This window comes from Streptomyces sp. NPDC047042 (assembly GCF_040644035.1).
Lineage (GTDB): Bacteria > Actinomycetota > Actinomycetes > Streptomycetales > Streptomycetaceae > Streptomyces.
This window is the reverse complement of record NZ_JBEYVP010000009.1, coordinates 13389-26581: the sequence shown is the minus strand read 5'-3', so window position 1 is coordinate 26581 and position 13193 is coordinate 13389. Positions and strand designations below refer to the sequence as shown.

Annotated in this window: 12 protein-coding genes; 7 read left to right on the top strand and 5 right to left on the bottom strand. The window is 72.8% G+C overall.

The window, feature by feature from the left end; translation table 11 throughout:
* Window positions 1-9: 9 nt before the first annotated feature.
* Window positions 10-1227 carry an acyl-CoA dehydrogenase family protein gene (locus tag ABZ855_RS12080; RefSeq protein ID WP_360804998.1) on the bottom strand — a complete coding sequence of 406 codons (1218 nt, stop codon included), beginning with the start codon at window positions 1225-1227 and terminating at the stop codon, window positions 10-12.
* 119 nt (window positions 1228-1346) lie between these two features.
* On the opposite strand from ABZ855_RS12080, the gene ABZ855_RS12075 reads away from it, so the two are divergent.
* The 6 genes from ABZ855_RS12075 (at window position 1347) to ABZ855_RS12050 (ending at window position 8184) form a co-directional block, all read left to right on the top strand.
* A complete protein-coding gene (locus ABZ855_RS12075; protein ID WP_360804995.1) occupies window positions 1347-2135 on the top strand; it encodes an enoyl-CoA hydratase/isomerase family protein in 789 nt (262 codons plus the stop codon).
* Between the two features lie 71 nt (window positions 2136-2206).
* Entirely contained in the window at window positions 2207-2839 is a 633-nt protein-coding gene (locus ABZ855_RS12070) for a hypothetical protein (protein ID WP_360804992.1), read from the top strand.
* Complete coding sequence (locus tag ABZ855_RS12065; RefSeq protein WP_360804989.1) at window positions 2836-5436, top strand: putative PEP-binding protein; 2601 nt, start codon at window positions 2836-2838, stop codon at window positions 5434-5436. Before ABZ855_RS12070 ends, ABZ855_RS12065 begins: the two co-directional genes overlap by 4 nt.
* Window positions 5433-6551: an acyl-CoA dehydrogenase family protein gene (locus ABZ855_RS12060; RefSeq protein ID WP_360804986.1), complete on the top strand. Its 1119-nt coding sequence runs from the start codon at window positions 5433-5435 to the stop codon at window positions 6549-6551. Before ABZ855_RS12065 ends, ABZ855_RS12060 begins: the two co-directional genes overlap by 4 nt.
* Before the next feature lie 38 nt (window positions 6552-6589).
* Entirely contained in the window at window positions 6590-7033 is a 444-nt protein-coding gene (locus ABZ855_RS12055) for an OB-fold domain-containing protein (RefSeq protein ID WP_360804983.1), read from the top strand.
* Window positions 7030-8184 carry a thiolase family protein gene (locus tag ABZ855_RS12050; RefSeq protein ID WP_360804980.1) on the top strand — a complete coding sequence of 385 codons (1155 nt, stop codon included), beginning with the start codon at window positions 7030-7032 and terminating at the stop codon, window positions 8182-8184. Before ABZ855_RS12055 ends, ABZ855_RS12050 begins: the two co-directional genes overlap by 4 nt.
* 15 nt (window positions 8185-8199) lie before the next feature.
* Here ABZ855_RS12050 and ABZ855_RS12045 read toward each other — a convergent pair whose 3' ends face one another.
* Complete coding sequence (locus ABZ855_RS12045; protein ID WP_360804977.1) at window positions 8200-8910, bottom strand: TetR/AcrR family transcriptional regulator; 711 nt, start codon at window positions 8908-8910, stop codon at window positions 8200-8202.
* A gap of 145 nt (window positions 8911-9055) precedes the next feature.
* Here ABZ855_RS12045 and ABZ855_RS12040 point away from each other — a divergent pair, with 145 nt between their 5' ends.
* On the top strand, window positions 9056-9661 hold the full coding sequence (locus tag ABZ855_RS12040) for a helix-turn-helix domain-containing protein (RefSeq protein WP_360804974.1): 606 nt from the start codon (window positions 9056-9058) through the stop codon (window positions 9659-9661).
* A gap of 29 nt (window positions 9662-9690) precedes the next feature.
* Here the strand turns inward: ABZ855_RS12040 and ABZ855_RS12035 are convergent, their stop codons facing one another.
* Genes ABZ855_RS12035 through ABZ855_RS12025 form a run of 3 tightly spaced genes read right to left on the bottom strand, consistent with a single transcriptional unit; the run spans window position 9691 to window position 13162 of the window.
* A complete protein-coding gene (locus ABZ855_RS12035) occupies window positions 9691-11112 on the bottom strand; it encodes a dihydrolipoamide acetyltransferase family protein (RefSeq protein WP_360804971.1) in 1422 nt (473 codons plus the stop codon).
* A 5-nt stretch (window positions 11113-11117) separates the two neighbouring features.
* On the bottom strand, window positions 11118-12140 hold the full coding sequence (locus ABZ855_RS12030; RefSeq protein ID WP_360804968.1) for an alpha-ketoacid dehydrogenase subunit beta: 1023 nt from the start codon (window positions 12138-12140) through the stop codon (window positions 11118-11120).
* A 5-nt stretch (window positions 12141-12145) separates the two neighbouring features.
* Window positions 12146-13162, bottom strand: a complete 1017-nt coding sequence (locus ABZ855_RS12025) for a thiamine pyrophosphate-dependent dehydrogenase E1 component subunit alpha (protein WP_360804965.1) — start codon at window positions 13160-13162, stop codon at window positions 12146-12148.
* Window positions 13163-13193 lie beyond the last annotated feature (31 nt).

The following is a 13193-nucleotide window of genomic DNA, read 5'->3' as shown; positions in this document are numbered from 1 at the left end:
CCCGCTGGTTCATCCCCCCTGGTTCACCTGTCGCGGCTGCCGGTACGGCCGTACCGCTCGGCGGGCGATGGCGAAGCGGTGGGTCTCCGACGGGCCGTCGTAGATCCTGAACGGCCGGACCTCCCGGTACAGGCGGGACAGCGGGGCGTCGGTGGTCGAGATGCCGAGGGCGCCGCAGATCTGGACCGCCCGGTCGACCACCCTGTTCACCGCCTCCGCCACGAAGGTCTTGGACACGGAGGTGAGCTGCGAAGCCGCGGCGGAGCCGGTGTCCAGCTCCCAGGCGGTACGCAGGATCAGGGCGCGGCTCGCCTCGATGTCGATCTCGGAGTCGGCCAGCAGCTGCTGGACCATGCCGAGGTCGCCAAGGGTCGAGCCGAACGCCATCCGGCTCCCCGCCCGCTCCAGCGCGACGTCCTGGGCGCGGCGGGCCGCCCCCAGCCAGCGCATGCAGTGCGTCATCCGGGCGGGCCCGAGCCGTACCTGGGCGCCCTCGAAGCCGTGGTCCACCGCGCCGAGCACCTGCTCCTCCCCCACCACGCACTCCTCGAAGACGAGCTCGCTGTGCCCGGCGAAGAGCGACTCGTCGAGGGTCTCGATGTCCCGGACGACGCGCATACCGGGGGTGTCGGCGTCGACCAGGAACATGGTGGCGCCGCCCGGGTCGCCTGGGCTGCCGGAGGTGCGGGCCATGACGATGGCGAAGCTGGCTCCATGGGCGCCGGTGATGAACCACTTGCGTCCGTCGATACGCCAGCCGCCTGGCACCCGGGTCGCGGTGGTGCGCAGGGAGCGGGGGTCGGCGCCCGCTCCCGGGGCGGGCTCGGTCATGGCGAAGCAGGAGCGAATGTCGCCCGCGGCCAGCGGACGCAGGTACCTCTCCCGCTGTTCCTCGGTGGCCACCTTCTCCAGGAGGTGCATGTTGCCCTCGTCCGGGGCGGCGCAGTTCAGGGCCAGCGGTCCGAGCAGCGAGTAGCCCGCCGCTTCGAACACCACCGCCTGTCCGCGCAGGTCGAGCCCGTGTCCGCCCCAGCGGGCCGGCACGTGCGGGGCGAACACGCCCGCCTCACGGGCGGCTTTCTGAAGAGTCCGACGCAGGTCCTCGGGGGCGTCGTGCACGGACCCGCCGCACTCGCGCTCGGCCGGGATGACCACCTCGCGCACGAACTCGGCCGTGGACGCGGCGAGTTGGGCGACAGCCGGATCGACATCGAACTGAATGGGCACGGGGCCTCCCGCCGACGGGCGTACGGGCATCGACTCCCGTCGCGTTCTAGAAACTGTATAGCGTCTTAAGTATCTTGCCGGAAGGCACCCGGCGACGGGAAGACGACAGGAGCAAGCCCATGACCCTCCCCGCGAGCAGCGACCCGGTCCGGATCGTCCGCCACGACGACGGGGTCGTCGAGGTGAGACTTGATGCCCCGGGGCGGGGCAACGCCCTGGACCTGAGGACGGCCGAGGCGCTGCGTGACGCGACCGCCGAGGTGGCCGCCGATCCGGGCGGCGCGGTGCTCCTGCGGTCGGCGGGCGGCAGCTTCTGCGTGGGCGGTGACCTGCGCGCATTCGCCGGTCTCGGCACGGAGACGGGCGGCTATGTGCACGCGGTGGCGAGCGCCGCGCACGCGGCGATACAGGCCCTGTACGAACTGCCGGTGCCGTTGGTGACCGCCGTGCGCGGCGCGGCCGCGGGCGGCGGGATCGGCCTCGCACTCGTGGGTGACATCGTCCTGGCGGCCCGGTCCGCGCGGTTCCGGCTGGCGTACACGGCGATCGGGCTCACGCCGGACTGCGGGGCCTCGTGGTTCCTGCCGCGCCTGGTGGGGCCCCGCCGGGCGGCCGACCTGATCCTGACCAACCGGGTCCTGACCGGGGGCGACGCCGAACAGTGGGGCCTTGTCTCCCGGTGCGTGGAGGACGAGGAACTGGACCGGGCGGCACACCGGACCGCGGCCGATCTGGCCGCCGGCGCCGGTGACGCCCTGCGCGCCGCGAAGGGGCTGCTGCGCGCCGGCAGCGGTGCGGAGCTGCGCCTCCACCTCGTCGAGGAGGCACGCCTGATCGCCTCCTTGGCGGCTGGCACAGCGGCCCAGGAGCGCATGACGTCGTTCCTCGCCGCCAAAAGTGTTTCTTGAGACCCTCTTCACTAACCGGCCCGCCGGGGCGTAACCTCCGGGCAACACGAAACCGAGCAAAAGGTGTGGCGATGCAATCTGCTGCCGTGGACCTTCCGGACGCGTCCGACGAGCCCCTCACCGAAGCCGTCGTCGACCTCGTGCTGCGGGGTATGTGGCGCGGCCGACCGGAGTCCGAGCACCGTCCGCTGGTCGACGCCGGCCTGGCGATGGTGAAGGGGCCGGTGGTGCTGCCGACCGAGCGGGCCAAGGAGGCCGCCGCGCGGCTCCTTCGGGTTCCCGCCGGTTCGGAGCGGGAGGAGCGGATCACCGCCGCCTACGAGGCGTTCCTGCCGGTCAACCGGAAGATCCGCGATGTGTGCACGGCATGGCAGTGCCGCCCGGACGGCTCCGCCAACGACCACTCCGACGACGTCTACGACGCCGGTGTGCGGGAGTCGCTGGAGGACGTGCACGAGGCCATTCAGCCCGTGCTGCGCCGGCTGGGCCCGGTGCTCGCGGGCAGCGACCGGTACCTGACGGCCCTCGAGGAAGCCCTCGACCGCTTCGACGACGGCGCGCCAGCCTGGCTCGCCTCGCCGCTGTGCGACTCGTACCACACGGTGTGGATGCGGCTGCACCAGGAGCTGCTGCTCGTCCTGGGCATCAGCCGGGCCGAGGACGAGGCCCGCGAAGAGGAGCTGGTCACCAGGAGCCGGGGTTGAGCGTCACCGACCGCGAGGCGGGCCCGCTCGCACAGTCCGATACGGCCTTCGCGACGCCCGGCCGGATCCTCGTGCCCTACGGGCAGGGCCGGAGCCGGGGCCTGGCCGCCGATGAACTGGGCGCGCACGGCGCGGCGATGGACGGGCTGGTCGCCCTCGGACTGCCGGTCGTACCGGGGCTCACCGTGCCCGCCGGCGCGTCCGCGTCGCTGTGCGAGGCGGACACCGCCGAAGCCGCTGTGGAACTGGTCGAACAGCTTGCGGGACGGCACATCGGCGACCCGGCCCGGCCACTGCTGCTGCGGCTGTCGGCGAGCGCGCCGACCGAGATCGCCGGGCTGCCGCCGGACCTGGCCTGTCTGGGCCTCACCCCCGCCCGTGCGGACGCCGCGTGCGCCGTCATCGGGCGGGCGGACGCGCTGTACGACGTATGGGCCGCCACCGTGCGGATGATCGCCGAGTACGCCCTCGACGTCCCGGGCGCGGTGCTCGACGACGCCGTCCTGGACACGCCCGGACCTCGGGAACGGGTGGAGGTGCTGCTGGCCCTGGCCGCCGAGCACGGCTCCCGGCCCTTCCCCGACGACCCGGCGCAGCAGCTCGCGCTGGCCGCCCGCGCCCTCCTCGCCCGGTGGGACTCGCCACGCGCGAGAAGGTCCCGCCGCTCCCAGCGGCTGCCCGCCGACCTGGCGCTCGCCCTGCATGTGCAGGCCCTGCGCATCGGCCCGGCGGACCACTCGGGCTACGGCACAGCCGTCAGCCGCGACCCCGAGACCGGGCGCCTCGCCCCGCGGGGCTCCTTCTTCCGTGGGGTGCGCCGCAGCGCCCCGCCACCGCACACCGGGGAACCCCTGGACCGGCTCGCGGGCGGAACCGCTCTGCTCGAGCACTCCCTGCTCACCCTCGAGCGTCATCTGCGGGCGCCGGTGACGGTCGACTTCGAGGTGCGCGACGACGAGATCTCCCTGCTCGCCGCCTCCGCGCAGCCCCGCCCGCCGCTGCGGGCCTCGGTGTGCCTGGCCGCCGACCTGGCCCGGGACGGCGCGATCGGCCACGAGGAGGCCGTACGGCGCATCACACCGGCGCAGGTGCAGGAACTCCTGCACCCCCAGCTGCGGTTGACCGGTACGGAGGAACTCCTGGTGAAGGGGCTGCCCGCCTCCCCGGGGGCCGCCACCGGAGTGGTCGTCCTCTCCAGCGGACGTGCCCTGGAACTGGCCGCGGACGGTACACGGGTCGTGCTCGTGGCCGCCGAGACGACCCCGGCGGACGTCCCGGGAATGCTTGCCTCCGCCGCCGTACTGACCGGCAGCGGCGGCATCGCCTCGCACGCCGCCGTGGTGGCCCGGGGCGCCGGCAAGCCCGCCGTGTGCGGCGCCGAGGGGCTGCGCGTCGACGTGGCCGCCGGGACGGTCCGCTTCGGGGAGCGGCTGGTGCGCGAGGGCGACCCGGTCTCGCTGGACGGCCGTACCGGCGCCGTCTACGCGGGGACGCTGAGCGTCAGTGTCGCCGGGCCGCCGCCCGAGCTGTCCACCCTGCTGGAGTGGGCGGACGGCGCACGCCGCCTAGGGGTTCGCGTCAACGCCGACACGGCCGCCGAGGTGGACACGGCTCTCGCCCTGGGTGCGGAGGGCGTCGGGCTGTGCCGTACGGAGCACCAGTTCCTCGGTGATCGGCTGCCGCTGATCCGCCGGGTGCTGCTGGCCGCCGACCCGGCCGCCCGCGACGAGGCGATGTCGGGACTGGAGCGGGCCCAGCACGAGGACTTCCGCGCGCTGCTGGCCGCAGTGGGGAACCGCCCGGTGACCGTGCGTCTGCTGGACGCCCCGCTGCACGAGTTCCTGCCCGCGCCCGGGCAGGCCCTGGACGCGGCCGAGGAGCAGCGGGCCGCCGAACTGCGCGAGGCGAACCCGATGCTCGGGCTGCGCGGGGTCCGGCTGGCGCTGCTGCACGAGCGGCTCTACCCGGCGCAGGCCGAGGCCCTGTTCACCGCCTGGACGGAGGTCGCCGCTACCGGCGTGCGGCCGGCGCTGGAGGTGATGATCCCGCTGGTCAGCCTGCCGGAGGAACTCGCCGCCGCGGCCGCGTACGTACGAGGAGCCGCCGACGCCGTCACAGCCCGCACCGGGGTGGAGGTCCCGTACCGGCTCGGCACGATGATCGAGACGCCACGGGCCGCGCTGCTGGCCGGGGAACTCGCCGAGCACGCCGAGTTCTTCTCCTTCGGCACCAACGATCTCACCCAGCTCACCTACGGGTTCTCCCGGGACGACGTCGAGCGCCAGGTGCTCGCCGACTACCAGGAACGCGGATTTCTGACCGCCAGTCCGTTCGCGCGGCTCGATCCGCACGGGGTGGGCGCGCTGATCGCCCTGGCGGTCGAGCGGGCCCGGCGGGTGCGGCCCGGCATCAAGCTGGGCGTGTGCGGTGAGCACGGCGGCGACCCCGAGTCGATCGCTTTCTGCGACGACCTCGGCCTCGACTACGTGTCCTGTTCCGCGCACCGCGTGCCGGTGGCCCGGATGGCGGCGGCACACAGCGCCCTGCGGGAGCCGGAGCGGCCGCAGCGGTACGACGACAGCGGGAGCGCACGATGACCAGCACCGTCACCGAAGGCACGGCCCTGTCGGACACCGAACTGGAGGACCTCCGCGAGACCGTACGGTCGGTGTGCGCGGACGCCGGCGGCACCGGCGCGGTACGCCGGCTGTCCGAGGCCGCCCCCGGTATCGACGCCGGCCTGTGGGACGCGCTCGGCCGGCAGGTCGGGCTCGCGGGCCTGGGTCTGCCCGAGGCGGCGGGAGGCATCGGCGGTCTCGCCGAGATCGCCGTGGTCTGCGAGGAGTTGGGCAGGACGCTGGCCCCGGTGCCGCTGCTGTCCTCCACCGTGCTGGCCGGACAGGTGCTGGCCGGTTGCGGTACGGCGGACAGGGCGCTGGCCAGGCTGGCCGAGGGCGCCGTGCACGCTCTGGCGGTGGCATCGCCCGACGGGACATGGCGGGCCGACGCCGTGCCGGTGGCGGTCTCCTGGCACGGCGGCACCCCGCTGCTGGACGGCACCGCGCCGTTCGTCCTCGACGGCGCCGACGCGGAGGCGCTGGTGGTCGCCGCGGCCGGGACCGACGGCGTCGACCTCTTCCTCGCCGACCCGCGCGAGCCGGGGGTCACGGCGCGCCGGGTGCCCACGCTCGACCTCAGCCGGGGCCAGGCGGTGGTCGCCTTCTCCGGCGCCCGCGTCCGGGCGCTTACCGCCGGCGGCGAGGGGGCGGACATCGTCTCCCGCGCTCTGGACGTGGCCCTGGTGGCGCTGGCCGCCGAGCAACTGGGCGGCGCGCAGGCCGCGTTGGACATGACGGTGGCCCATGTGCGCGACCGTACCCAGTTCGGCAGGGCGATCGGCGGCTTCCAGGCCGTCAAGCACGCCTGCGCCGACATGCTCCTCCAGGTCGAGGCCGCACGGTCGGCCGTGGTCCGGGCGGTCCTGACGGACGGCTCCCCGCAGGCGCTGGCGGAGGCGGCGGCGGTGGCCCAGGCGTGGTGCGGCGAGGCGTTCGTCTCCGTCGCCGCCGAGTGCGTACAGCTGCACGGCGGGATGGGCTTCACCTGGGAGCACGACGCACACCTGTACTTCCGGCGGGCCCAGTCCGACGCGGTGCTGCTGGGCGGCGCCGCACACCATCGGGAACGGCTGGCCGGCCTGCTGGGCTGGTGACACCGAAAGAACCTCAGGAGAGGAAGGGAGGGACGGACATGTCCACCAGGCTCATCGACGAGTCGCTGTTCGAGAACCCGGGGAACCCCGAGTCGGGTGACGGGGAGCCGCCGCGTCTCGCCGGCGCCCGCTGCTCGGGGTGCGGCACGGTCGTCTTTCCCCGGCAGGCCTCGTGCCCCCGGTGTTCGGAGGGGGCGATGTCCGCCCAGGTACTGCCGGTGCGTGGGCGCGTGTGGTCGTGGACCCGTCAGGCGTTCCCGCCGAAACCGCCGTACCGGACGCCGGCCGACGGCCACCGGCCCTATCACGTGGGCTATGTGGACCTCGGTGAGGTGCTGGTCGAGGCGCTGCTGACGGTTCCGCGTGCGGAGATCCGGATCGGTCTGCCGGTACGGCTGACCACGGTTCCCGCGTACCGGGACGACGACGGGACCGACGTGGTGACCTTCGCGTTCCGCGCAGAGCGGGACGGGGAGCTATGAGCCGGCGCGACGAGGTGTACGTGGTCGGCTGCGGGATGCGTCCCTTCGGCCGCGACGAGAGCGTCACCGGCATGGACATGGCCGAGGGCGCGATACGCGAGGCGCTGGCCGACGCCGGCGTGGTCTGGGAGGACATCGGCTTCGCGGCCGGCGGCTCCGACGTCTCCGGCAAGCCGGACACGCTGGTGGGCCGGCTGGGTCTGACCGGCGTGCCCTTCGTCAACGTGCAGAACGGTTGCGCGACCGGTGCCTCCACCGTGCTGGCGGTGGCCAACGCGCTGCGCGCGGGCGAGGCGTCCGTGGGACTGGCGGTGGGGTTCGACAAGCACGAGCGGGGCGCGTTCCATGTCTCCGCCGCCCGTTACGGCCTGGGTGACTGGTACGCCGAGACCGGGATGATGCTGACCACCCAGTTCTTCGCGCTGAAGACCCAGCGGTACCTGTACGAGCACGGGATCTCGGAGCGCGCGCTGGCGATGGTCGCCGCGCGGGCCTTCCGCAACGGCTCGCAACACCCCCTTGCCTGGCGGCGCAAGCCGCTGACGGAGCAGGAGATCCTCGACTCCGCCGAGGTCAGTCCCCCGCTCACCCAGTACATGTTCTGTTCTCCCGGTCAGGGCGCGGCGGCCCTGGTGCTGGCGCTCGGCGACCGCGCGTTCGACCTGTGCGAACAGCCCGTGAAGCTGGCGTCGTTGGCGTTCCGGACCCGGCGGTTCGGCTCGTTCGAGGTGTTCTCGCCCTGGCTGCCGCCGGGACCGCACCACAGCCCCAGCGTCGACGCGGCCGAGGCGGCCTACCGTACGGCGGGGATACGGCCCGCCGATGTCCAGGTCGCCCAACTCCAGGACACCGACAGCGGCTCGGAACTGATCCACCTCGCGGAGACCGGCCTGTGCGCACACGGCGAGCAGGAGGAACTGCTGGCCGCCGGAGCCACGGATCCCACGGGCCGGATACCGGTCAACACCGACGGCGGCTGTCTGGCGGGCGGGGAGCCGGTCGGCGCCTCCGGGCTGCGCCAGTTCCACGAGGTCGTACGACAGCTACAGGGCCGGGCCCCGGGTGCGCAGGTACCGGGCTCGCCCCGGGTGGGCTTCACCCATGTGTACGGGGCCCCCGGAATCAGCGCCTGCTCGGTCCTGACGGTTTGAGAAAGTCAGGGCAGGTCAGGTCAGGTCCGTGGCGCCGGCGACGGCCGGCTTCTTCCGCCGGGTGCCCCGAGTGGGCGGCGTCGGCGGCGTCGGTTCCTGTTCGGTGGCGACGATGCGCAGCGCGAGCTCCCTTACCGCCTCGAGCACGGACCGCGAGGGCAGTTGGGACAGCGGTCCGCCTTCCGCCCGCAGTGCGGTGACCAGCATGGTCGTGCTGATCAGGGTGCGGACCGCGAGCGCCTGTGCCGCGTGCCTCGCCTTCGCCGCCCGGGGGCTGCGGGTGGTGCTCTCGGGCAGGTAGTCGTAGCCGCGCTGGATGTGCCGCTGCTCGAACTCGTCCCGCAGGACCTTGACGCTGCCGTTGGCCGAGGCGACCTGCACCTGGTAGAGGCGGGCCTCGTCCGGGTTCTTCTCCACCCACTCCCACACCGCGTCGATGACGCGGACCAGGCCCTCCGCGTCACCCGGCTCGGACTCCGGCCGGGCCGCCTCCACGACCGCGTTGAGCTGGTCGAAGACACGGCGCATGGCGAGCTCGAGCAGTTCCTCCTTGCCGTCGAAGTGGTAGTAGACGGCGGTGGGGACCACCTGGGCCTCGTCGGCGATGTCCTGGATGCTGGTCTCCGCGAAGCCTCTGCGGCCGAAGACCCGCACGGCGGCGGTGATGATGTGCAGCCGCCTCGAGGGTCGGTGGGCGGGCTGCTTGCCGTTGTTCGTCGTGGCCATCGTGCTCCCTGCCGGCTTGGCGTGTCCCCCGCGTCCGTGGGCCCTGCGTACTGACCAGTGTATCCAGTAACTAAGATCGCCCATCCGCATAATTCCCGCTGCACATTGGCCTCCGGGGCGCCGGGATCCCGGCATACTTGACAGTATGACGACATCCGGAACCCGCGCCGCCCACCGCCCGTCGCGGAAGCAGTGGGTGATCGAAGCGGCCACGGAGTTGTTCGCGACGCAGCCGCCGGACGAGGTGACGGTGGCCGACATCGCCGCTCGCGCCGAGATGACCTCCGCGGCGGTGTACTACCACTTCTCCTCCAAGGACCAGGTCCTGGCGGAGGCCATGCGGGCGTTCGCCGCCGCGTTGCGCGAGCAGTTGCAGGCGGTCACGGAGGGCCATGAGCCCGGCTCCGACATCGCCGCTTCCGTCACCACGCTGCTGGCCTGGATGGGCGAGCACCGGTCCGCCGCGACCGTGTTCTTCGTGTCGTCGGCCGGGATGAGCCAGGACGCGGAGGCGCTGCGCCAGCAGAGCCGTACGGAGTTGCTGGCGGAACTGGTGCGGCTGATCCACAAGGCCCGCGCGTCCGTCTCCGACGCCGAGGCGGCGGTGATCGGCCTGGGCCTGCTGGCGCTGCTGGAGACCGCGGCGATCTCGCAGGTACGGGGCGACGACGTGTACCGGTCGCTGGGGCACCGGTCCTTCGTGCGGGAGGTCGGCGAACTCGCGGAGCGGATCGCCGACCCGGCCGGGTAGCACTGGTAGCACGCTGCGCGGTGCTCCGCTCACACCAGCAGGCGGAGCGGTCTGCGCAGCAACTCACCGACTGTGCGCAGGTATTCGGCGGCGGGCGCCCCGTCGACGGCACGGTGGTCGAAGGTGAGGCTCAGGGTGAGCACGCGGGTCCGTGAGGGCCGGTCGTCCACCCACTCGACTCCGTCCCTGAGCCGGCCCACCCCGAGGATCGCGACATTGCCGGGGTTGATCACCGGGGTGAAGAAGTCGACGCCGTACCCGCCGAGCGAGGTGACGGTGAAGGTGGCTCCTTCCAGTTGGGCCGGGGAGATCCGCCCCTCCCGAGCGGCCTGGGCGAGATCCTTCGCCCGGCGGGCGATCTCGGGGAGCGGCTGAGTCACCGCGTCCTCGATCACGGGGACCATGAGGCCGCCCGGAACGGCCACCGCGAAGCCCAGATGGATGCCTTCGAGCAGGTGGACACCGTCCTCGCGCACGGTCGCGTTGAGCAGGGGGTGCTCGCGCAGGGCCAGGGCGGCGGCCTTCATCAGGAAGTCGTTGAGGCTCGGCACGGGCAGTTCGCTGTCGGCCCACTCCTCCTTGAGCCGGTCCCGCAGCAACACCACGGCGTCCATCCGCACCTCGTAGCCGTGCGTCAGCTGGGCCATCTCCTGAAGGCTGGCGTGCATCCTGCGGGCGATGGTGCCGCGCATCCCGGTGAGCGGGAGGACGTCGCCGGGCCGAGGGGCCGTCGTCGCCGCGTTACGGCGGACAGGCGCCGAGGTGACGGTGACGGCGTCGAGGTCGGAGCGACGGATACGGCCGCCGGGCCCGGTGCCGTTGACGCCGGCGAGATCGATGCCCCGTTCCCGGGCCAGCTTGCGAACAAGCGGCGAGGAGCCGCCCGGCTGAACCGGCAGCACCACGGGATCGCCGGGCAGGGCGGCGCGGAACTCCTCCACGTCCTCGGAGACGATCCGGCCACCTGGTCCGGTACCACGTACGCCGGCGAGATCGATGTCGCCGGCGGCGACACGCCGAGCGTTCGGCGAGGCCAGCAGCCGCCCACCGTTTCTGGAAGCTGCCGCGGCGGCGCCCTCCGCGGTCACGCCACTGCCGGTGAGGGTCTGCGCGCCCTGCGGGTTGCCGCTGTCCAGGGCAGGCGCGTCGACCGCACCCGAGCCGAGACCGGACCCGGCGGGCATCGGCGTACCCCCCGGGTCCGGTGGCTGTTCGCCCTCCGCCAGGAGCCAGCCGATGAGGGCGCCGGCCGGGACTGTTGCGCCCGCCGGGACCGCCGGATGGAACAGGCCCCCGGCCTCCGCCTCGACATCGACGTCCACCTTGTCGGTGGCCAGCCGCAGCAGCGCGTCGCCCTCCGCGACGGACGCACCGGTGGGCACCAGCCATTCGTCGATCGTGCCTTCCTGCATGGTCAGGCCGATCTTCGGCAGCAGAACCTCGACCGCCATGTCGGTCACGACCTTTCGAGGAGACGCCGGCAGCCCTGGGCTATGCGGGCGCGATCGGGGACGTACGCCTTCTCCAGGACCGGGGAGAAGGGCACGGGCGAGAAGGGGGCGCCGATGCGCAGGACCGGCGCGTCCAGGTAGTCGAAGACGACGTCCTGGATCTGGGCGGCGATCTCCGCCCCGAGCCCGCCGAAGGTGACCGCCTCGTGCACCACGAGCACCCGGTTGGTGCGGCGGACGGAGGCGAACATCGTCTCGGTGTCCAGCGGCTGCACCGTACGCGGATCGATCACCTCGATCTCCACACCCTCGGCGGCGAGTTCGTCGGCCGCCGCGAGGGCCTCCCCGACCATCCGGCCCAGGGCGATCACGGTGACGTCCGAGCCGTGCCGGGCGGTGTGTGCCTGGCCCAGCGGGATGCCGTAGATCCCCTCGGGCACCTCGCTGGTGCTGCCGAGGAGGACCTTGTTGAGCATGACGACGACCGGGTTGTCGTCCCGGATGGCGGAGACGGTCAGCCCCTTGGCGGTGTACGCGTCGCTCGGCATCACCACCTTGAGGCCGGGCACATGGGCGAGCCACGCCTCCAGGCTCTGGCTGTGCTGCGCGGCGGCGCCCAGGCCCGCGCCGGAGGCGGTGGTGATGGTGAGCGGCACGGACAGTCCGCCGCCGAACATGTACTTCATCTTCGCGGCCTGGTTGACGATCTGGTCGAGGCAGACGCCGATGAAGTCCATGAACATCAGGTCGACGACCGGGCGCAGCCCCCGGGCGGCGGCCCCCACGCCCAGGCCGACCAGGGCTGCCTCGGAGATCGGGGTGTCGATCATGCGGCGGGGGCCGAACTCGTCGAGCAGGTTGTCGAACATCCGGAACACACCGCCGTAGCCGGCGACGTCCTCACCGGCGACGAAGACGTTCTCGTCCTCGCGCATGGCCTGGGCGAGACCCTCGTTGAAGGCCTTGACGTAGCTGAGTTTGCGCGTGGCGACGGCCGGCGCTTCCGTGGTCGTGGTCGTGACGGTCATGGCGGTCATCCCGAGTAGACGTTGAGCAGCAGGTCGGCGGGGTCGGGCAGCGGGCTCGACTCGGCGTAGGCGATGGCCTCGGCGATCTCGTCGCGCGTGCGCTGCCATACGTCGTCCAGCTCCGCGCGGGTCGCGGTGCCGTCGGCGATCGCCCGGGCCTCGATGACGTCGATGGGGTCGCGGGACTTCCACCCGGCGACCTCCTCGTCCGAGCGGTAGGGGTGCCGCAGGCCCTTGACGCCCTGGTGGTCGAAGAAGCGGTAGGTCTTGGCCTCGATCATCATCGGGCCCTCGCCGCGCCGGGCCCGTTCGACCGCTTCGGTGGCGGCGCGGTGGACGGCGACCGCGTCCATGCCGTCGACGATCACGCTGGGCATGCCGTAGGCGGCGGCCCGGTCGGCGACGTCGGTGAGCAGCATGTGTCCGGACTGCGGGGTGAACTCGGCGTAGCCGTTGTTCTCGCAGACGAAGACCACGGGCAGGCCGAGGATCGCGGCCATGTTGGCGCCCTCGTGCCAGGCGCCGATGTTGGTGGCGCCGTCACCGAAGAAGGTCACGGCGACGCTGTCCTCGCCCTTGTAGCGGGCGGCGAAGGCGGCCCCGACGGCGATCGGGACGCCGGCCCCGACGATGCCGTTGGCGCCGAGCATGCCGCGGGTGAGGTCGTTGATGTGCATGCTGCCGCCGCGGCCGAGACAGGCGCCGGTGACCCGGCCGTACAGCTCGGAGTACATGGCGCGGAAGCCGACGCCCTTGGCGACGGCGTGTCCGTGGCCTCGGTGCGTGGAGGTGATCTGGTCGTCGTCGCGCAGGGCCGTCATCACGCCGGCGGCCACGGCTTCCTGGCCGACATAGAGGTGCAGGAAGCCGGGCAGTTTGCCCGCCTCCATCAGTTTGCCCGCCTCGGTCTCGAACAGCCGGATGCGCACCATGCGTTCATGCAGGTCCTTGATCACGCCCGGGCTGACCAGCGGGGTGACCTGCGGGGATTTCTTCGATGCCGTCGACGCTCGTTGAGCCATCGTCCGCCCCTTCGTCCGAGGGAGGTTGCCA

Coding starts and splice junctions, on each gene's coding strand:
- ABZ855_RS12075 (WP_360804995.1), top strand. CDS start 1,347: ATGACCCTCCCCGCGAGCAGCGACCCGGTCCGGATCGTCCGCCACGAC.
- ABZ855_RS12070 (WP_360804992.1), top strand. CDS start 2,207: ATGCAATCTGCTGCCGTGGACCTTCCGGACGCGTCCGACGAGCCCCTC.
- ABZ855_RS12060 (WP_360804986.1), top strand. CDS start 5,433: ATGACCAGCACCGTCACCGAAGGCACGGCCCTGTCGGACACCGAACTG.
- ABZ855_RS12055 (WP_360804983.1), top strand. CDS start 6,590: ATGTCCACCAGGCTCATCGACGAGTCGCTGTTCGAGAACCCGGGGAAC.
- ABZ855_RS12050 (WP_360804980.1), top strand. CDS start 7,030: ATGAGCCGGCGCGACGAGGTGTACGTGGTCGGCTGCGGGATGCGTCCC.
- ABZ855_RS12045 (WP_360804977.1), bottom strand. CDS start 8,910: ATGGCCACGACGAACAACGGCAAGCAGCCCGCCCACCGACCCTCGAGG.
- ABZ855_RS12040 (WP_360804974.1), top strand. CDS start 9,056: ATGACGACATCCGGAACCCGCGCCGCCCACCGCCCGTCGCGGAAGCAG.
- ABZ855_RS12035 (WP_360804971.1), bottom strand. CDS start 11,112: ATGGCGGTCGAGGTTCTGCTGCCGAAGATCGGCCTGACCATGCAGGAA.
- ABZ855_RS12030 (WP_360804968.1), bottom strand. CDS start 12,140: ATGACCGTCACGACCACGACCACGGAAGCGCCGGCCGTCGCCACGCGC.
- ABZ855_RS12025 (WP_360804965.1), bottom strand. CDS start 13,162: ATGGCTCAACGAGCGTCGACGGCATCGAAGAAATCCCCGCAGGTCACC.